16 protein-coding genes and 1 pseudogene are annotated in these 18,143 nt (G+C 70.3%); 6 read left to right on the top strand and 11 right to left on the bottom strand.

All coding sequences use genetic code 11. The features are described 5' to 3' along the window. The first annotated feature begins 169 nt into the window (after positions 1-169). Both C1707_RS18675 and C1707_RS18670 read left to right on the top strand, forming a co-directional pair. On the top strand, positions 170-2,230 hold the full coding sequence (locus tag C1707_RS18675) for a ComEC/Rec2 family competence protein (RefSeq protein ID WP_101715429.1): 2,061 nt from the start codon (positions 170-172) through the stop codon (positions 2,228-2,230). Between the two features lie 53 nt (positions 2,231-2,283). Continuing rightward, on the top strand, positions 2,284-3,033 hold the full coding sequence (locus C1707_RS18670; protein WP_101715430.1) for an isocitrate lyase/PEP mutase family protein: 750 nt from the start codon (positions 2,284-2,286) through the stop codon (positions 3,031-3,033). A gap of 83 nt (positions 3,034-3,116) precedes the next feature. Here the strand turns inward: C1707_RS18670 and C1707_RS27210 are convergent. The 8 genes and pseudogenes from C1707_RS27210 to C1707_RS18635 all read right to left on the bottom strand — a co-directional run. Further along, positions 3,117-3,180 (bottom strand): annotated as a pseudogene (locus C1707_RS27210) (hypothetical protein); the annotation flags it as partial. Positions 3,181-3,233: 53 nt separating this feature from the next. After that, on the bottom strand, positions 3,234-4,166 hold the full coding sequence (locus C1707_RS18665; RefSeq protein ID WP_101715431.1) for a family 43 glycosylhydrolase: 933 nt from the start codon (positions 4,164-4,166) through the stop codon (positions 3,234-3,236). Positions 4,167-4,240: 74 nt separating this feature from the next. Then, complete coding sequence (locus C1707_RS18660; RefSeq protein ID WP_101715432.1) at positions 4,241-4,624, bottom strand: TonB family protein; 384 nt, start codon at positions 4,622-4,624, stop codon at positions 4,241-4,243. Between the two features lie 117 nt (positions 4,625-4,741). Further along, a complete protein-coding gene (gene lexA, locus C1707_RS18655) occupies positions 4,742-5,449 on the bottom strand; it encodes a transcriptional repressor LexA (RefSeq protein WP_101715433.1) in 708 nt (235 codons plus the stop codon). Positions 5,450-5,752: 303 nt separating this feature from the next. Next, positions 5,753-6,538 (bottom strand): signal peptidase I, encoded by a 786-nt coding sequence (lepB, locus tag C1707_RS18650; protein WP_164467392.1) that lies wholly within the window; start codon positions 6,536-6,538, stop codon positions 5,753-5,755. Positions 6,539-6,613: 75 nt separating this feature from the next. Next, on the bottom strand, positions 6,614-7,402 hold the full coding sequence (trpC, locus tag C1707_RS18645) for an indole-3-glycerol phosphate synthase TrpC (RefSeq protein ID WP_101715435.1): 789 nt from the start codon (positions 7,400-7,402) through the stop codon (positions 6,614-6,616). Continuing rightward, a complete protein-coding gene (gene trpD, locus C1707_RS18640; RefSeq protein WP_101715436.1) occupies positions 7,399-8,427 on the bottom strand; it encodes an anthranilate phosphoribosyltransferase in 1,029 nt (342 codons plus the stop codon). The genes trpC and trpD overlap by 4 nt, the downstream gene beginning before the upstream one ends. Positions 8,428-8,442: 15 nt before the next feature. Continuing rightward, entirely contained in the window at positions 8,443-9,039 is a 597-nt protein-coding gene (locus C1707_RS18635) for an anthranilate synthase component II (RefSeq protein WP_101715437.1), read from the bottom strand. A 149-nt stretch (positions 9,040-9,188) separates the two neighbouring features. Here C1707_RS18635 and C1707_RS26245 point away from each other — a divergent pair, with 149 nt between their 5' ends. Both C1707_RS26245 and C1707_RS18625 read left to right on the top strand, forming a co-directional pair. After that, complete coding sequence (locus C1707_RS26245; protein WP_164467391.1) at positions 9,189-9,395, top strand: hypothetical protein; 207 nt, start codon at positions 9,189-9,191, stop codon at positions 9,393-9,395. Between the two features lie 141 nt (positions 9,396-9,536). Beyond that, positions 9,537-11,606, top strand: coding sequence for a multicopper oxidase family protein (locus tag C1707_RS18625; protein WP_164467390.1), 2,070 nt, complete (start codon positions 9,537-9,539; stop codon positions 11,604-11,606). A gap of 59 nt (positions 11,607-11,665) precedes the next feature. On the opposite strand, the gene trpE is transcribed toward C1707_RS18625, so the two are convergent. Next, on the bottom strand, positions 11,666-13,201 hold the full coding sequence (gene trpE, locus C1707_RS18620) for an anthranilate synthase component I (protein ID WP_101715439.1): 1,536 nt from the start codon (positions 13,199-13,201) through the stop codon (positions 11,666-11,668). Further along, positions 13,198-15,168, bottom strand: a complete 1,971-nt coding sequence (locus C1707_RS18615) for a peptidylprolyl isomerase (RefSeq protein ID WP_101715440.1) — start codon at positions 15,166-15,168, stop codon at positions 13,198-13,200. Before C1707_RS18615 ends, trpE begins: the two co-directional genes overlap by 4 nt. A gap of 166 nt (positions 15,169-15,334) precedes the next feature. On the opposite strand from C1707_RS18615, the gene tpiA reads away from it, so the two are divergent. Then, on the top strand, positions 15,335-16,096 hold the full coding sequence (gene tpiA / locus C1707_RS18610; protein ID WP_101715441.1) for a triose-phosphate isomerase: 762 nt from the start codon (positions 15,335-15,337) through the stop codon (positions 16,094-16,096). A gap of 918 nt (positions 16,097-17,014) precedes the next feature. Here the strand turns inward: tpiA and C1707_RS18605 are convergent. Then, positions 17,015-17,530 (bottom strand): GNAT family N-acetyltransferase, encoded by a 516-nt coding sequence (locus C1707_RS18605; RefSeq protein WP_101715442.1) that lies wholly within the window; start codon positions 17,528-17,530, stop codon positions 17,015-17,017. A gap of 144 nt (positions 17,531-17,674) precedes the next feature. Between C1707_RS18605 and secG the strand changes: the two genes are divergently transcribed. Further along, positions 17,675-18,115, top strand: coding sequence for a preprotein translocase subunit SecG (secG, locus tag C1707_RS18600; protein ID WP_101715443.1), 441 nt, complete (start codon positions 17,675-17,677; stop codon positions 18,113-18,115). Positions 18,116-18,143 lie beyond the last annotated feature (28 nt).

The following is an 18,143-nucleotide window of genomic DNA, read 5'->3' as shown; positions in this document are numbered from 1 at the left end:
CGAAGCTGACGGTCTGGAGGCCGCGGGCGCGGCGGGAGGCCCGACGGCGCGCGACGCGCGCGCCGGCCGTTGGGCGGCGCGTCTTAGCACGGCCGTTCGAAGGTGTCCTAGTCCCGCGACCTTTGTCACACAACTGATCGACGAGACGCGGCTCAATGCCGCCCGATGGATGTTGTGGAGCCCGGTTGCCTTCGCCCTGGGCGCGGCCGGCTACCTTGAACTCAAGGCCGAGCCCAGCCTGTCCCTGCTGGCTCTGATCGCCCTCGCGCTGGGCGTTCTGGCGGTGTGGAGCCGGGGCTGGCGGCGCTGGAGCGGCCTGGCCGTTCCGCTGACGCTGGCGGCGTTCGCGGCCTGCGGGGCGTCGGCCGGCAAGATCCGCTGCGACCGCGTCGCAGCCCCTGTCATGCCGGTGGAGCGCGGGGTGCGCGTGGTCGACGGATTCGTCGTCGACGTGGTCTCGCCGGGCACGGCTGGGCCGCGCCTGCTGGTCGCGCCGGTGTCGGTCTCGCGTCTGGCGCCCGCCGCCACGCCGACCCGCATCCGCGTCAGCCTGCCGGAAGGATCGACCGCGCCGCCGCCGGGCTCGGCCCTGCGTCTGAAGGCCATGCTGTCGGCCCCGCCGCCGCCCGCCGCGCCGCGATCCCACGACTTCGCCCGCGACGCCTGGTTCAACGGGATTGGCGGGGTCGGCTTCACGGTCGGCGAGATCGAAGACGCCGTCCTCGACCGGCCGCCCTGGCGGCTGCGGCTGGCGATGGCGGTCAACGCCATGCGCTGGGACCTCGCTTCGCGCATAGTCGAGCGGCTGGGCCCCGACAGCGGCGGCATCGCCGCGGCCATGGTCACCGGCCATGAGGCCTGGGTGACGGCCGAGCAGACCGAGGCCATGCGCGCCTCGGGCCTGGCCCACATCCTTTCGATCTCCGGCCTGCACATGGCCATCGTCGGCGGCTTCGTGTTCGCCGCGGTGCGGCTGCTGGTCGCCGCCTGGCCTTGGGCGGCCCTGCGCTTTCCGGGCAAGAAGATCGCCGCCGTGGCCGGCCTGGCGGCCGTGGGCGCCTATCTGATCGTCTCGGGCGCGCCGCCGCCGGCCCTGCGCGCGGCGATCACGGCGGGCGTGGCGTTCCTGGCCATCCTCGCCGACCGGCAGGCCGTCAGCCTGCACGGCCTGGCGCTGGCGGCCCTGATCATCCTGATCGCCCAGCCCGAGCAGGCCTCGGCGGCCGGCTTCCAGATGTCGTTCGCCGCCACCGCCGCCCTCGTCGCTCTGGCGGAAGCCTGGCCGCGCCAGCCGCGCGAGATTTCGGTGCCCTGGCCGATCCGCTTCACCCAGGCCGCCATGGCCTGGCTGGCCATCAGCGTGGGCGCCAGCTTCGTGGCGGGCCTGGCGACGGGGCCCTTCGCCATGCAGCACTTCAACCGCGTGGCCATCTGGGGCCTGCCGGCCAACCTGGTGGTCTCGCCGCTGTCGTCCTTCGTGATCATGCCGTTCCTGGCGGTCGGGGCGGCGCTGGAGCCGCTGGGACTGGGCGGACCGTTCCTGGCCGTGGCCGGCTGGGGCATCGACGCGATGACCGCCGTCGCCCGCTGGTTCGCCGGCGCCCACGGCGCGCAGCAGACGGTGGCCAGCGCGCCGGGCTTCACCCTGGTGTTGTCGTTCCTCGGGATCATGCTCGCGTGCCTCTGGAAAGGCCGGCTGCGCTGGCTGGGCGCGCCGCTGTTCCTGGCCGTCAGCCTTTGGCCGCGCCCGACCCCGCCCGACCTCTGGATCGCCGCCGACGGCACGACGGCCGTGGCGCGCCGGAGCGGGCAGGCGGTGCTGCTGCGCCCCGACGCTCGCCGCTTCGGAGCCGAGCTCTGGGTCCGTCGCCGGGGCCTCGAACCCGTCGACAGCAAGGATTTCGCCTGTGATCGCGTCTCCTGCCGGCCCAAGCCGTCCGCCCCCGTCGCCGTCAGCCTGTCCTGGACCCGCCGCGCGCCGGCCTTCGAAGTCCTGCAGGGCCTGTGCGCCGGCGCCGAGGTCGTCGTGCTGCGTGGCCCCAGGCCCGCCGCCCTGCCGGCCGCCTGCCGCGACGCCGTCGTGCTGGCGGGCGAGGATTTCGCGGCCGGCGGCGCGGCCGAGCTCTGGCGTCGCCCCGACGGCTGGTGGATCGTCTGGACGACGCCCGGTCGGGGCTTTCGTCCATGGACGTCGGCTGCTGACACGAATGAGCAAGAACCGGGCGGATGATGCCGCGCCGCCGCTGCTAAGCCCCGGCGACGACTCGTTTGGAGAGCCTATCGATGACCGACGCCACGCCCTTCGCCGCCCGCCGCGCCGCCTTCCGGGCCCTGCACCAGGACGGCTTCTTCGTGCTGCCGAACCCGTGGGACGCCGGCGGCGCGGTCCGCCTCGAGAAGCTCGGCTTCAAGGCCCTGGCCTCGACCAGCGCCGGCATGGCCTGGTCCTGGGGCCGCGCCGACGGCGAGGTCGGCGTCGACGAGGTGATCGAGCACCTGCGCCAACTGGTCGCCGCCAGCGACCTCCCGGTCAACGCCGATTTCGAGGCGGGCTTCTCCGAGATAGCCGAGGGCGTGGCGGCCAATGTCGCCCGCGCGGTCGAGACCGGCGTGGCGGGCCTGTCGATCGAGGACCGCGTCGGCAAGGATCTCTACGATCTGGACACCGCCATCGCGCGCATCGCCGCCGCCCGCGCGGCCATCGACGGCTCGGGCCAGGACGTCATGCTGGTGGGCCGCACCGAGGGTTTCCTGATCGGCCGCGACGATCTGGCCCCGACCATCGAGCGCCTGAAGGCCTATTCGGAGGCCGGCGCCGACTGCCTCTACGCGCCGGGCGTGACCAGGTACGACGACATCGCCGCCATCGTCGCCGCCGTGGCGCCCAAGCCGGTCAACGTGCTGCTGTGGGGACCGGACATGAAGGTCGCCGACCTGCCGGGCCTGGGCGTGCGCCGCGCCAGCACCGGCGCGGCCCTGGCGGCGGCCGCCTGGAGCGGCTTCGAGGCCGCGGCCAGGGATCTCTTGCTCTAGGAACGGACCCAATTGAGCGGGGTGTCGGATCTGAGGATTTCAATCATTTATCGTTCGTCGTCCCGGAAAGCGCGAAGCGCTTATCCGGGACCCAGGGGCCGGCGCAATGCAGGTGGCCCCAGGGTCCCGGCTCCGTGGTCCGCTACGCGGCCCTTCGGCCTGGATGACGTGCAGAATTGTTCTCGCAACGAGTACGCCCCCTAGCGAACCGGCGGCCGCTCGATCGGCAGGATCGCGCCGTCCGGGCCGTAGCTTAAGGGCGCCAGCGTGATAGAGCGGCGATGGTCGCCGCCGCCCGGCAGCAGCTTGTCGTGATAGAACAGCCACCACCGGCCGTCGCGTTCGATGATGGCCTGGTGGTTGGTCGAGATCGGCAGGTAGTCGAGGATCACGCCGCGATAGGCATAAGGCCCCATCGGCGTCCTCGAGGTCGCGTAGACGATCTGGCCGGGCCATCCCGTCGAGAAGCTGAAGTAGTAGAGGCCGCCGCGCTTGTGCAGGAACGGCGCCTCGCCGTACTTCTTCTTCGGGTCGTCGGCGGGATAGCCGGTGACCACGAGGTTCTCGATCGGACCGGCCAGCGAGGCCATGTCGGCGCCCAGCCTGACGATCTTGGGAACCCGGGTGCCGAACAGCATGTAGGCCTGGCCGTCGTCGTCGATCAGCACTTGCGGGTCGATGGGCTCGTCGCCGGCGTTTGCGTCGCGGGCCTTGTCGACCAGGGGCGCGCCGATGGCGTCGCGGAACGGACCCTCGGGCCGGTCGGCCACGGCCACGCCGATCTTGTCGCCGCCCACGGGCGCGTAGAAGTAGTACTTGCCGTTGTGCGCCGCGGCTTCCGGCGCCCAGGCCTTGGCGTCGGGCCTGGCCCACTTGAACACCGTCACGTCCAGGAACGCGCCGTCGTCGCTCCAGGTCTTCAGGTCGACCGAGCTGTAGAGTCGCCAGGAGGTCGAGTCCCAGTACTTGCCCGAGTTCGAGGCGTCGTCGGTGGCGTAGACATAGACCTTGTCGCCGAACACGTGCGGCGAGGGATCGGCGCTGAACCGCTGGGTGATCGGCTGGGCCATGGCCCCCGATCCAAGGGCGAGAGACAGCGCCAGGCCGAGGGCCGCGACAGGGGCGTGAGACATGGGCTTCCTCCGGCGGGCCTCATGGCCCTTTCGGAGGACGTACCACCTCAAATTAACTCAGACAATTGAGCGTATCAGTGCGGTGTCACCTTGGTCTCGCCGCTTCGGCGAACCTTGAAGCTGATCGACACACGCAGCAGGCGGCCTTCGGTCGGGGCCCCGGCGCGCGTGGTCTCGTCGGTGCGGGCGCCCGCCAGCAACTTCAGCGTCGCCCCGTCGAAGCCGTAGCCCTGCGGTTCGAGCGCCTCGATGCGGCAGTCGGCCAGGACGCCGGCGGCGGCCACGCGGCAGAGGACGGTCGTCTGGCCCGACATGCCGGCGCGTTGCGCGCTGTCGGGATAGTAGCCGGTGAACGGCCAGCGGCCCTTGTGCAGGGCGACGTCGGACAGCGTCAGGGCGGGCTGCTCGGCCGGAGCCTGCACGGCGGCCAGGGCCGGCAAGGCCAGAAGCATCATCATCCCATCGTCCCCCGAACGCTCGACATCCGCTCCTTAGAACGCCTCTCCAGACGCAAGCAAGGCGCGAGCGCCCTCGACGCCGGCGCCTCGCGCGCTTTGTCCGGAAATCCGCCGCCGTCAGTGATAGCGGCGGATCAGGCCCACCAGCTTGCCCTGCACCTCGACCTGGTCGGGACCGAAGATGCGGGTCTCGTACTTGGGGTTGGCCGCTTCCAGGGCGATCGAGCCGCCCTTCTTGCGCAGGCGCTTGAGCGTGGCTTCCTCGCCGACCAGGGCCACGACGATCTCGCCGCTGTTGGCCGTGTCGCCCTTGCGGATGATGACGTAGTCGCCGTCCAGGATGCCGGCCTCGATCATCGAGTCGCCCTGCACCTCGAGGACGTAGTGCTCGCCGCCGCCCAGCATGGTCTCGGGCACCGGCAGGCGGTCGCGCTCGTGCTGGATAGCGTCGATCGGCGTACCGGCGGCGATGCGGCCCAGGATCGGCAGCTCGCGGCTGCTGTCGGGCAGGGGCGGAAGCGGGGCGGGGGCCGACGGGGCCGGGCCGCCGCCTTCCAGCACCTGCGGACGGAATGCGCCACGGCCCTTGGGCGGGGCGGCCGTCGTGGCCTGCTGCGGCAGCTTCACCACCTCCAGCGCCCGAGCCCGGTGCGCCAGGCGGCGGATGAAGCCGCGTTCCTCGAGGGCCGTGATCAGACGGTGGATGCCCGATTTCGACGCCAGGTCCAGCGCCTCCTTCATCTCGTCGAAGGAGGGGGAGACGCCGGTCTCCTTGATCCGTTCGTGGATGAACATCAGCAGCTCGTGCTGCTTGCGGGTGAGCATGGCGGCCTCGCAAGTCGTCGCGGAACAAACCGCAAACCTTGCGAATGTTCTCTAGGTGTTCTTGGTTAAGGTCAAGTGAATTGCGGCGAACGGCGTTCTGTGAAATGCCTGGCGCGACGCGTGTCAGCACTCTGTCGCTAAGTGCTTGATTTCACGTCGAGAGAGCGCGCCGTCCTCAAGCGGAGGCGACGGGGCGCCAGGGGCGGGCGAGCCGTGATTTTCCGTGAACGGCTGGAACGGGCGTCGGGTCGCACGGCGGAAATCCACGAACCGAGACGCCGATTCCCGACCGCGAAAAGCGACTCAGAGCCGCCGGAACGACCGATTCCATCGCGGGCCGGCGCCGGCGTTCCACGAGAACAGCACCATCTCGGCGCGGCCGACCAGGTTCTCGAACGGCACGAAGCCCATGCCCTGCTGCGCCGGCAGCTTGGCGTCCACCGCCGGGTTCCAGGCGCAGCGGGCCTCGCCGTCCGGGATCGGGCCCGGATCGAAGCGGCTGTCGAGCGAATTGTCGCGATTGTCGCCCATCACGAAGTAGCAGCCCTCGGGCACGCGATAGGCCGCCGTGTTGCCCGCCGCCGTGCGCGGACCGTAGCTGTTGATCAGGTGGGTCTTGCCGCCCGGCAGGGTCTCGGAGAACCGCTCGGCGGGCAGCGTGCCGAACGGCGTGTCCTCGATCCGCGTGCCTAGCGGCTTCTGCGCCACCGGCGCGCCGTTGATGCGCAGCACGCCATCGACCACCTGCAGTTCGTCGCCGGGCAGGCCCACGAGGCGCTTGATCACGTCGGTGCGCCCGTCGCCGGGCTTCTTGAACACCACCACGTCGCCGCGCGCCGGCTCGCGGCCCATCAGGCGACCGTGGCCGATCGCCGGGCTCAGCGGCGCCGAATGCCGGCTCCAGCCGTAGGCGAACTTGTTGACCAGGATGTAGTCGCCGATCAGCAGGGTCGGCTCCATCGAGGCGGACGGGATCGTGAACGGCTGGCACAGCACCGTGCGCGGCACGAGCACGATGGCCGCCGTCACCGCCAGGGTCTTGGCCCAGTCGCCCAGGCCCGCGCGAAACGACGTCTTGCCGGCGGTCATGTCAAAAGCCCCTCGATGGCGAACACCAAGGGGCATTGAGACGCGCGAGCTTGGCCGAAACGTGGCCGAGCGCCGTTATCCGATCAGGCCGCGCGTCGCGGCCGTGACGTCGGCCTGCCGCATCAGGCTTTCGCCCACCAGCATGGCCGTGGCCCCGCAGGCCTCCATCCGCACCACGTCGGCATGGGTGAAGAGGCCGCTTTCGGTGACCAGCAGCGAGCCCTGCGGCGCCAGCTTGGCCAGGCGCTCGGTCACGGCCAGGTCGACCACGAAGCTCTTGAGATCGCGGTTGTTCACCCCGAACAGCGTCGCGCCCAGCTTGCCGGCGCGCTCGGTCTCGGCCTCGTCGTGCACCTCGACCAGGGCGTCCATCCCAAGGCGCGCGGCTTCGGCCATCAGCTCGGCGGCGAGATGGTCGTCGATCATCGCCAGGATCACCAGGATGGCGTCGGCGCCCAGGGCGCGGCTTTCGGCCACCTGCCAGGGATCGACCAGGAAATCCTTGCGAATGCAGGGCAGGGCGGTCGCCGCGCGGGCGGCCACGAGATACTCGTCTGCCCCTTGGAAGCTGGGCCCGTCGGTCAGTACGGAAAGACAGGCCGCGCCGCCGTCCTCATAAGCTTTCGCGAGCGCCGGCGGATCGAAGTCGGCGCGGATTAGGCCCTTGGACGGCGAGGCCTTCTTGATCTCGGCGATCAAGGAGAGCTTGCCCGGGGCGTGCTTGGCCTCCAGCGCCGCCTTGAAGCCGCGCGGGGCGCTGGCGGCGCTGGAGGCGGCGTCCACGTCGGCCTGCGAACGGGCGGCCTTGCGGGCGGCGACGTCCTGGCGCTTGTAGTCGGCGATCTTGGCGAGAATGTCGGTCATGCGGTCACGGCTTGGGCGTTGGTGGCGGCCACGAGGCCGGCGAGGGCGGCCTTGGCGCGGCCGTCGTCGAGCACGGCGCTAGCCAGTTCCACGCCTTCGCGCAGGGTCTCGACCTTGTCGGCCACCAGGAAGGCGGCGGCCGCGTTGAGTAGCACGATGTCGCGATAGGCGCCGGTTTCGCCGTCGAGCAGGCGGGTCAGGGCGGCGGCGTTGAAGGCGGGATCGCCGCCGGTGATCTCGGCCAGCGAGGCGCGTTGCAGGCCCACGGCCTCGGGCGTGATGGTGAAGAGGCGGATCGCCCCCTCGCGCCATTCGGCCACCTCGGTCTCGCCGGTGATGGTCAGTTCGTCCATGCCGCCGCCGTGCACCGACCAGGCGCGCTCCGCCCCCAGCGCTCCGAGCGCGCGGGCGATCGGCTCGACGAAGCGGGGCGCCGAGACGCCGACCACCTGGCGTCTGGCGCCGGCCGGATTGGTCAGCGGGCCGAGCAGGTTGAAGATGGTGCGGAAACCCAACTGCTGACGGATCGGCGCCACGTGCTTCATCGCCCCGTGGTGCGACTGGGCGAACAGGAAGCAGATGCCGGCGCTGTCCAGGGCGGCGCGCTGCTGGATCAGGGTCGCGTCGATATTGACGCCTAGGGCCGCCAGCACGTCGGCGGTGCCCGACTTGGAGGTCACGGCGCGGTTGCCGTGCTTGGCCACCTTCAAGCCCCCGCCGGCGGCGACGAAGCCCACGGCCGTGGAGATGTTCAGGGTGTGCAGGCCGTCGCCGCCGGTGCCGCAGACGTCGACCACGTCATACGGGTGCTCCAGATGCACGGCCGCGCGGCGCATGGCGCGGGCGCAGGCGGCGATCTCGCCCACGGTCTCGCCGCGCAGGCGCATGGCGGTGACCGCCGCGGCCACCTGGGCCGGGGTCGGCTCGCCGCGCAGGCAGGCGCTGAAGAAGACTTCGGCGTCGTCTTCCGAAAGGGTCTGGCCGTCGGCCAGCTTGGCCAGCAGGGGCTTGAAAGCGTCGGACATGGTCTTGGCCCCGCCCTAGACCCAGATCTGGGCGTCGCGGCGCACGCCGGCCAGGTCGAGGAAGTTGGCCAGCAGCTGGTGGCCGCCCTCGGTGGCGATGGATTCGGGGTGGAACTGCACGCCGTGCACGGGCCGCGTCTTGTGCTGCACGCCCATGATCTCGCCGTCGGCGGTCCAGGCGGTGACCTCCAGCTCGGCCGGCAGGTTCTCGCGGCGCACCGCCAGGCTGTGATAGCGCGTGGCGGTGAAGGGGTCGGGCAGGTCCTTGAAGATGCCTTTGTTGGCGTGGCGGATCGGGCTGGTCTTGCCGTGCATGACCTCCTTGGCCCGGATCACCTCGCCGCCATAGGCCTGGCCGATGGCCTGGTGGCCCAGGCAAACGCCCAGGATGGCCAGGTCGTCGGGCGCGCCGCGCAGCAGCGGCAGGCAGATGCCGGCCTGGTCGGGCGCCTTGGGGCCTGGCGACAGCAGCACGGCCTGCGGCTTCAGGCCCAGGGCCTCCTGCACCGTCAGGTCGTCGTTGCGATGGACGACCGTCTCGGCCCCCAGCTCGTTCAGGTAATGGACGAGGTTGTAGGTGAAGCTGTCGTAGTTATCGATGACCAGGATCATGACGCCGCCTTTCGAGCTCCGCTTCTAGTCCGGCGGAGGGCGGCGCGTCATCCCTTTACGGAAAGAGTTTTTCTGCCAAAGGGCCCAGCGGCGAAGCGCCGCGCCGCCGATCGGTTGCCACCAGGGCGCGCAGAGGCGAAATTTCCCGCATGTCCGTCGCTGATTCCGCCATCGACACCGCCGCCATCGCCTATGCGCGGGCCCTGCTGCGTACGCCGCGCCGGCGCCAGAAGATGCTGCCGGTGCTGCTGGCCGCCGCCTTCGCCGCCGTGGCCGCCGTCAGTTTCGCGACGGTGATGGTCCTGGCCCCGCCGCTGACCACCCAGCACCTGCCGAAGGAACGACTGGGCGACTGATCGGCGCGTCGCCCAAAATGAGTTCCTAAGGTTGTAATTTCGACTTGAACGACTCTTGCGGCGCTTTCACCCTCCGGCGATTTCGGACGCAGGGGGTGCTTCATGCGAAAATTGCAACTTTTGGGCGGGGCGACGCTCGCCTTGAGCCTGGTCGCGGGCGCGGCCTGGGCGCGGCAGGCGACGGATCCGCCGGTCCTGACCACGGTCGCGCCCGGCGAGGCGCCGCCCGCCGCGCCGCTGAAGCTGTTCGGGCCCGTGCCAGCGCCGCCGCCCAAAGGCGACGAGGTGGTGGCCAACCTCGACGTCGTGCTGCTGAAGTCGAAGATCTGGAACCCCTATGGCGGCACGAAGCTCGGCGAGGGTCTCTACAGCGGCGCCTTCGACACGGTCGAACTGCGCGCCTACCAGGACCGCCTGCATCCTGCCGAGCCCGACAAGCCCTATGTGGCGCCGGCCCTGGTCTCGCGTCCGGGCCAGACGGTGCGCGTCAAGATCCGCAACCTGCTGCCGGCCGATCCGGGCTGCCCCGGGCATCCGGCCGACATCAACAAGCCGCACTGCTACAACACCACAAACCTGCACTCGCACGGGCTCTGGATCAGCCCGGCCGGGATCAGCGACAACGTGCTGCGCCAGCTGCCGCCCAATCCCGACTTCACCTACGAGTACGAATACAACATCCCTGGCGACCACCCGGCGGGCACCTTCTGGTACCACCCGCACGTCCACGGCTCGACGGCGATCCAGGTCTCCAGCGGCCTGGCCGGTGCGCTGGTCATCAAGGGCGATCGCCAGCCGACCTGGGCGGACGAGCAGCATAGTCGGGTCAAGCCGGGCGATATCGACCTGCTCCTGCGGGACGCGCCCGACCACATCTTCGTCCTGCAGCAGATCCAGTACGCCTGCCGCAATCCCGCCAACTGGAACAAGCCCCGGGCCCGCGTTCCGGCCCAGACCGAGAGCGAAACGCCCAAGCAGTGGTACTGCGAGCCCGGCGAGACGGGCGTGCTCGACGACTACGACCTGATCGGCGGCCCGCGCTGGGGCCCGTCGGGGCGGTTCACCACGATCAACGGCGCCTCGGTCAAGCTGATCGAGCAGAAGGCCGTGGCCGGTGCGCCCGAGCGCTGGCGCCTGATCCATGGCGGCGTCGCCGACACGGTGAAGGTCTCGATCCGCAAGCAGATCGGCAAGGCCTCGCTGGCCGAGCTGGCCAAGGTCGGCGCCGAGGGCCAGGACGCGCTGATCGACAAGCAGTGCGCCCCCAGCAACCAGGCCGTGCCCCAGTTCGAAATCGCGGCCGACGGCCTGACGCGCGACAAGATGCTGGAGCGCGCCACCACGATCATGCAGCCGGGCTATCGCAGCGACATCCTGGTCAGCTTCCCCGAGGCGGGCTCCTACTGCGTCATCGACGAGTCCATCAACGTGGCCCAGCAAGGGGTGGAAGGCAGCGTCGACCGTCGCCAGCTGCTGTTCATCGTCGAGGTCGCGGCCGGGCCGAAGATCGCGCCGCGCCAGGCGGTGATCAACCAGCTGCTGAAGGGCGCCGGAAACCTGCAGCTCGACCCCGCGCTCGACGAGCGTCTCAGCGTCAATCTCAGGAACGGCGTGCTCAGCGAGTTCAAGCCGCACGACAGCCTGCTGGCGGCCAGGATCGACAACGTCCAGCCGCTGCTGTTCTCGCTGACGGCCGGCCGCGACCGCCTGCCCGACGGCAAGCTGGGTCCGCCGGTCGGCGCGGGCGTCGGCCGCACCCCCGACACCATCCGCCGCTTCAACGCCAACGACTTCGAGCGCACCCTGGTGCTGGGCGACACCGACCAGTGGGTGCTGAAGGTCGACAACACCAAGCCCGTGATCGGCCACCCCTTCCACATCCACGTCAATCCGTTCGAGATCGAGGCGGTGATGAAGGGCGGCGTCGACCTGACGCAGGATCCGACCTCGGAGTATTTCGGCATGAAGGGCGTCTTCAAGGACACCCTGTTCGTCGAGCCGAACGTCGAGGTGACGGCCCGCAGCCACTACGAGCGCTACATCGGCGACTTCGTCCTGCACTGCCACATCCTCAACCACGAGGACGTCGGGATGATGGAGATGGTGCGGATCGCCGACCGTGGCCCCGACGGCAAGCCGATGGCCCTGGGCCACGGCCTGACCGATACGGCCGGGCCGGAGGGCGCGGCCCGGCCTCACACCGGGCACTGAAACGCGGAAGGGGCGGCCCATCGGCCGCCCCTTCTTCTTTCTATCGTCCGTCAACCGCCTCAGGCGAAGCGCCAGGCTTCCTCGGCGGCGCGCTTGAGGGCGCGGGACTTGTGCAGGGTCTCGTCGTACTCGGCGTCCGGGTCGCTGTCGGCCACCACGCCGCCGCCGGCCTGGACGTACATCATGCCGTCCTTGACCAGGGCCGTGCGCAGCACGATGCAGGTGTCCACCGAGCCGTCGGCGCCGATGTAGCCCACCGCGCCGGCGTAGCCGATGCCGCGCTTCTCGACTTCCAGCTCGTCGATGATCTCCATCGCCCGCACCTTGGGCGCGCCCGACAGCGTGCCGGCGGGCAGGGCGGCCATCAGCACGTCGACCGGATCGACGTTGGTGGGCGCGTCGCCCTCGACGTTCGAGACGATGTGCATCACGTGGCTGTAGCGCTCGATCGTGAAGCTGTCAGTGACGCGCACGTTGGCGTGCTTGCCGGCCTTGGGCGCCTCGTTCTTGCCCGACTGGCCCAGCATGGCCACCCGGCCCACGTCGTTGCGGCCCAGGTCCAGCAGCATCAGGTGCTCGGACCGCTCCTTGGGGTCGGCCAGCAGCTCCTTCTCCAGCGCCAGGTCTTCTTCCGGCGTGGCGCCGCGCGGACGGGTGCCGGCGATCGGGCGGATGGTGATCTTGCCGTCGCGCAGGCGCACCAGGATCTCGGGGCTGGAACCCACCAGGTTGAAGCCGTCCAGGTCCAGGAAGAACAGGAACGGCGACGGGTTGGTCCGGCGCAGCGAGCGGTACAGCGCGAACGCGTCCAGGCCGAAGGGGCTGCGGAACCTGTGGCTGGGCACCACCTGGAAGATGTCGCCGGCCCGGATGTACTCCTTGGCCTTCTCGACGACCTCCCGGTAGTCCTCGCGGCTGACCGGGGTGGTGAACTCCATCGGGCCCTGGGGCGCGCGCGGGGCGTCGTGGGCCAGCGGACGGCGCAGGTCGGCCATCACCGTCTCGATGCGCTCGCGGGCGGCCGCATAAGCCTCCTTGGCCGACACGCCGGGCTCGGGCCGGGCCGTCGTCGTCAGGATTATCTCCTGGGCGATGGCGTCGAACACCGCCACGATCGACGGGCGGGTCATGATGCCGTCGGGCAGGCCCAGGGCGTCCGGGTTGATGTCCGGCAGCTTCTCGACCAGGCGCACGGTGTCGTAGCCCAGCGCGCCGAAGACGCCCGCCGCCATCGGCGGCAGGCCGGCCGGCAGGTCCATCTTCGACTGGGCGATCAGGTCGCGCAGGCTGTCCAGCGCGCCGCCTTCCAGCGGGGCGAACTTGCCGGCGGCGATGTCGTCGCCGCGGGCGATCTCGGCCTGGTCGCCGCGGCAGCGCCAGACGACGTCGGGCTTCATGGCCACGATCGAATAGCGGCCGCGCCAGGCGCCGCCCTCGACGCTCTCGAACAGGAAGGCGTAGGGCCGGCCGTGACCGATCTTCAGATAGGCCGAGACCGGCGTCTCCAGGTCGTCGATCAGCCGCGTCCAGACCAGCTGCGGAAGGCCGGCGTCGTAACCGGCCGAAAAGGCGTCGAAGCCGGGCTCGAGGCTCATTGAGCCGCGGCCTTCTTGGCGCCGCCCTTGGCCGCGCCGTCCTTCTCGGTCTTGGCCAGGGCCTCGGTGTCGACGCCGATCGCCTGGCGGGCCAGGGTCAGGTTCAGCTTCGGCTCCAGCCTGTCGCGGGCGGCCGTGCGGCCGGCCTGACCGATGTCGTTCATGTAGGCCATGCTGGTCTGCGGACGCATCGACTCGGTGGCCCGGGCGATCTCGGCGGCGTCGCCGGCGCGGACCGTGTCGAGGCGGCCGACAACGTAGCCGGCCTGCGGGGCGCTGGCCGTGAAGACCTCGCCCGGCTTGGCGTTGAACGAGGCGATCAGCAGGTCGCGGCCAAGGGCCTGGTGCTGCTGGGCGGTCTCGCGCGACAGGCCCGAGATCTTGATGATCTTGGCGTTGGCCGAGGCGGCGACGGTCTCCATCGACTCGCCCTTGCGCACGCGGGCGGCCAGCTCGTCAGCCTTGGCCTTCAGGCGCTTGACCAGCTCGTTGAACATCCACTGCTGGGCCAGCGGCTGCCTGACCTCGGCCAGCGGGGGCAGGGCGGCCTTGTTCACCTTCTCGACGCGGACGGCGAAGTACTCGCCCTTGCCGGCTTCGATCAGGTCGCTTTCACCGCCGGCCGGCAGGGCGAAGGCGGCCTTCAGCACGTCCGGGGTCAGGCCCGCGGCCGGCTGGCCGCCGAGGTCCGTGCCCTGGGCGGTGAGCGGGGCGGTCGTGACCACCAGGGCGCCGGCCTTGCCGGCGGCGTCGACGACGCTGGCGCCGCCGTCGCGGGCGTCCTGGAAGGCCTGGGTCTGGTCATAGGCCTTGGACTGGGCGGCCTGGACGCGCAGGTCGGCTTCGATCTGCGGGCGGGCGGCTTCCAGCGAGGCGGCCTTGGCGGCGTTGATCTTCAGCACCTTGACGACCGACTGGCCCAGTTCGCCGGCGATCGGCGCGCTGACCTGGCCTTCGCCGAGGGCGAAGGCGGCGTCGGCCACCTTGCGGTCGGGCAGGGCGGTCTTGGGCTTGTCGAGGATCATCACCGGCTGCTTGCCGTAGGCCTGGGCCACGGCGGCCGGGGCCTCGCCCTTGCGCAGGCGCTCGGCGATGGCGGCGGCCGCCTTGGCGTCCGGGGCGACGATCTGCACCAGCGAGCGGGTTTCCGGCTGGGCCAGGGTGTCCTTGCGGAAGTCGAAGGTCTTCTGCACCTCGGCCGGATCGACGGTCACCGACGGCTCCAGGGCCTTGGCGCTGAAACGCACGACCGACAGGACGCGGGTCTCGGGCAGGGTCAGGCGGGCGGCGTTCTCGGTCATGAACGCCTGCAGCTGGGCGTCGGTCGGCGGAGTGGGCTGGGCGACGCTGGTCGGGTTGATGGCGAAGGCCGAAAGCTCGCGGCTCTCGAGGCCGTAGACGGCCTGCAGGGCCGAATAGATGCGCGGGGTGCGCAGGCCGTTGGCGACGCTGGCGTAGAACTGCGAGCGGGCGATCTCGTCGCGCAGCGAGGCCTCGTAGCCGGCCGGGGTCATGCCGTTGTCGGCCAGCAGGCGCTGGTACATCTGCTTGTCGAACTTGCCGGTCACCGGATCGAACGGACGCGTGTTGGCCGGCAGCTGGCTCAGCTGCTTGTGCAGCACCTCGCCGACCAGGGCTTCGGACGGGCGCACGCCCATCTTCTTGATCAGCTCGGCCATCGATTCCTGCAGCGCCAGCTCCTGGAGCATGCCGCGGTCGACGCCGCGCTGGACGGCTTCGTCCGGCGTCAGGGTCTGGCCCTGCTGCTGCAGCTGGTTGCGGTAGTTGTCGAAGCGCGCCTTGAAGTCTTCGGGCGTGACCGAACGCGAGCCGACCACGATCACCTTGCTGCTGCTCGGCTGGCGGAAGACGTCGCTGATCCCGAAGATCGCGAAGCTGACGATCAGCAGCGCGAAGAGGACGATCGCGAAGGGCGATTTGGCGAAAGAGCGAAAGCCGGCGAGCATGACGTTTTGAACTACCTTCTTCGATTCCGCCCAATTGCGTGCGCGTGGGCGACCGCCCGGGGGCGACGCATCCGATGCGAGCAAGCGGGTATAGTAGAGGCCAAGGTGCGTGAGCAAGCCGAAGCGGACTTGACTTACCAAGGGAGCGCGTCCCCAAAGCCTCCTCATGACCGTTTCTCTTACGACGCCCCGGCCGTTGATCGCCGGGAACTGGAAGATGTTCGGCCTTGAGGCCTCGCTCGACGAAGCCAGAGCCGTGGCCGCCGCGGTGGCGCAATCCCCGCCCGCGGCGCGAGTCGCCATCTGCCCGCCCGCCACCCTGCTGCACCGCATGTCCGAGGCGCTCTCGGGCGAGTCGGTGATCGTCGGCGGCCAGGACTGCCACGCCGCGCCGCAGGGGGCCTACACCGGCGACATCGCCGCGCCCATGCTGGCCGACGCTGGCGCGACGCTGGTGATTCTCGGCCACTCCGAGCGCCGCGGCAGCTACGACGAGACCTGCGAGGAGGTGTCGGCCAAGGTGCTGGCCGCGCTGGCCGCCGGGCTCGAGCCGGTGATCTGCCTGGGCGAGACCCTGGCCGAGCGCGAGGCCGGCCAGGCCGAGCCGATCGTCACCGGCCAGGCGCGCAACTCGTTGCCCGACGAACTGGCGGGCCAGGCCTTCGCCGTCGCCTACGAGCCGGTCTGGGCCATCGGCACCGGCCTGACGCCGACGCCGGCCGACATCGCCGCCATCCACGCGGCCATCCGCGCCGTGCTGGTCGAGCGCTTCGGCGACCACGGCCGCGCCATCCCGATTCTCTACGGCGGCTCGGTGAAGCCCGAGAACGCCGCCGAGATCCTGGCGCTCCCCGAGGTGGGCGGCGCCCTGGTCGGCGGCGCCTCGCTGAAGGCCAAGGACTTCCTGGCGATCATCGCGGCGGCCTGATCGCCGCCGCATGCGAGGGCTTAAAGATCCTCCCCCCTCTGGGGGAGGTGTCGCCAAAGGCGACGGAGGGGGCCGTTTTCAGCTTTCGAGGCGGTGGCCGAAAAAGCCCTTCCCCCTTGATGGGGAAGGGTTGGGATGGGGGGTGACGCGACCGTTCCGCCTCCACCGCCGCATCAGGACCGACCGCCGCAGCCACCCCCAACCCCGGCCCTTCCCCCATCGAGGGGGGAGGGAGAAGACGACCCGACGGGGATCCAGCCCCGTCCATCCTCTGCGTTCAGCGAAAACTCCTGAACCCGATCAGCAACTTGTAACTTTCTCACGCTGCTGGATCAGACGGATCCAGACCGCCCGCATAATCACTGCATCCCGTCGCAGGGAGAGGGCGCAAGGATCCGGCCCGAAGCGTGCGACGCGGATGCGATCGAGCGGGGCTGAAGGAGCGGCGAGAGCCGGGCCTGAAGGCTTAAATGAGGATGGGGGACGTAAACCCATCTATCGGGAAGCTGCCGACCTATGGCTTCCCGCCCGCCCAAGGGTCCGCGCCTAGCACGCACTCCTGGCCGTCAAGAAACGGGGAGCTCTGCGTGGGGAAGGGGCACAAGGCGGAAGAGGCCTGCGCGCCCCGGCCTGAGGAATAACGATCGCGCGGGGCGTCTATGCTTCGTCGAAACGGTAATTGAAACTCACACATCCGGGCGAGGCCCGGACGCCCCGCGCCCTCTCCATCAGCTCAGCGGATTTCCGCGTGAGGCGGGAAAGCCGTGCGTCCTTCGAGGCTCGCCTCCGGCTCGCACCTCAACTCATTGCCCTGAAACGCCTCATGCCGGCGCACCGTACTCCTCATCCTGAGGCGCCCGCGCAGCGGGCCTCGAAGGACGCACCGCGCCGCCCGGGATCTTCTCTCGAAGGGGCGCCTCAAAGCTCCAGGTCGAACAGCCGTCCGTCCCGGCGCTCGCCGTCGCGGTCGACCTGGCCCTTCAGATAGGCCGCGCCCTTGAAGCCCAGGCGTTCCAGCAGCTTCTCGGCGCGCGCGTCGCCCACCTGGGTGCGGGCGATGACGTGCTTGAGGTCGCTGGCGGCGGCGTGGGCGAGGAGGGCGGTCACCGCCTCCTGGGCGTAGCCCTGGCCCCAGCTCTCGCGCGCCACGACGAAGCGCAGCTCGGCGCGGTGGCGGCGCTCGTCGATCTCGACGAACTCGCAGGCGCCGACGAACTCGCCGTTCGCCGACAGCCGGACGGTCCAGTACAGCGCCGTTCCGGCCTGCATGTCCTCGACCTGGCCGACGACGCAGGCGGCGACCTCGTCGGGGTCCTCCAGCGGCGCGCGGTCCCAGTGGGCCATCAGTTCCGGATCGCTGAGGAACGGATAGATGAGCGGAGCGTCCTCGGCGACCAGCGGCTTCAGCGTCAGGCGTTCGGTCTCGAGAATCATGCGCGCCCTAAAACCTGGATTGGGGAAACTTGAGTTGGCCGGCCGTCGCCCCACCTATGGCGTGCGCGCGCCGGTAGTGGTAGAGGGGCCGCTTCGTTTTTCACAGTCGGTTCGCCGGCTGCCCGGATCGAGAACTGTTTCGTCATGCTCATCGGCATCCTGCTGGCCATCAACATCATCGTCTGCATCGCGCTGATCGGCTTCGTGCTGCTCCAGCGGTCGGAGGGCGGCGCCCTCGGCATGGGCGGCGGCGGCGCCGGCAGTTTCATGACCGCGCGCGGCGCGGGCGACTTCATGACCCGCATGACCTGGATCCTGTTCTCGGTGTTCCTGGTCATCAGCCTGGTCCTGACCGTCCTGACTGGCCGCATCGGCGGCGCCGACTCGGTGGTCGACAAGCTGAAGATCGACAGCCTCGACACCAAGACCCTGAACGCCCCGGTCGCTCCGACCGTGCCGGCCCCGGGCTCGGCGGTTCCCGCGCCCGGCGCGGCCGCTCCCAGCGCCGTTCCGGCTCCGCAGCTCAGCGTTCCCGCGCCGGCCGCTCCGGCTCCGGCCGCCCCGGCGCAGACTCCCGCCCAGTAAGGGCGGGAGAGCGAAACTTGTTTATGAA

This window comes from Caulobacter flavus (assembly GCF_003722335.1).
Lineage (GTDB): Bacteria > Pseudomonadota > Alphaproteobacteria > Caulobacterales > Caulobacteraceae > Caulobacter > Caulobacter flavus.
The sequence above is the reverse complement of the archived record's forward strand: the minus strand, read 5'-3'. Positions and strand labels throughout refer to the sequence as shown.

What these genes read in the sequence shown, in the direction of transcription:
- C1707_RS18675 (WP_101715429.1), top strand. Translation starts at nt 170, where the DNA reads ATGTTGTGGAGCCCGGTTGCCTTCGCCCTGGGCGCGGCCGGCTACCTT.
- C1707_RS18670 (WP_101715430.1), top strand. Translation starts at nt 2,284, where the DNA reads ATGACCGACGCCACGCCCTTCGCCGCCCGCCGCGCCGCCTTCCGGGCC.
- C1707_RS18665 (WP_101715431.1), bottom strand. Translation starts at nt 4,166, where the DNA reads ATGTCTCACGCCCCTGTCGCGGCCCTCGGCCTGGCGCTGTCTCTCGCC.
- C1707_RS18660 (WP_101715432.1), bottom strand. Translation starts at nt 4,624, where the DNA reads ATGATGATGCTTCTGGCCTTGCCGGCCCTGGCCGCCGTGCAGGCTCCG.
- lexA (WP_101715433.1), bottom strand. Translation starts at nt 5,449, where the DNA reads ATGCTCACCCGCAAGCAGCACGAGCTGCTGATGTTCATCCACGAACGG.
- lepB (WP_164467392.1), bottom strand. Translation starts at nt 6,538, where the DNA reads ATGACCGCCGGCAAGACGTCGTTTCGCGCGGGCCTGGGCGACTGGGCC.
- trpC (WP_101715435.1), bottom strand. Translation starts at nt 7,402, where the DNA reads ATGACCGACATTCTCGCCAAGATCGCCGACTACAAGCGCCAGGACGTC.
- trpD (WP_101715436.1), bottom strand. Translation starts at nt 8,427, where the DNA reads ATGTCCGACGCTTTCAAGCCCCTGCTGGCCAAGCTGGCCGACGGCCAG.
- C1707_RS18635 (WP_101715437.1), bottom strand. Translation starts at nt 9,039, where the DNA reads ATGATCCTGGTCATCGATAACTACGACAGCTTCACCTACAACCTCGTC.
- C1707_RS26245 (WP_164467391.1), top strand. Translation starts at nt 9,189, where the DNA reads ATGTCCGTCGCTGATTCCGCCATCGACACCGCCGCCATCGCCTATGCG.
- trpE (WP_101715439.1), bottom strand. Translation starts at nt 13,201, where the DNA reads ATGAGCCTCGAGCCCGGCTTCGACGCCTTTTCGGCCGGTTACGACGCC.
- C1707_RS18615 (WP_101715440.1), bottom strand. Translation starts at nt 15,168, where the DNA reads ATGCTCGCCGGCTTTCGCTCTTTCGCCAAATCGCCCTTCGCGATCGTC.
- tpiA (WP_101715441.1), top strand. Translation starts at nt 15,335, where the DNA reads ATGACCGTTTCTCTTACGACGCCCCGGCCGTTGATCGCCGGGAACTGG.
- C1707_RS18605 (WP_101715442.1), bottom strand. Translation starts at nt 17,530, where the DNA reads ATGATTCTCGAGACCGAACGCCTGACGCTGAAGCCGCTGGTCGCCGAG.
- secG (WP_101715443.1), top strand. Translation starts at nt 17,675, where the DNA reads ATGCTCATCGGCATCCTGCTGGCCATCAACATCATCGTCTGCATCGCG.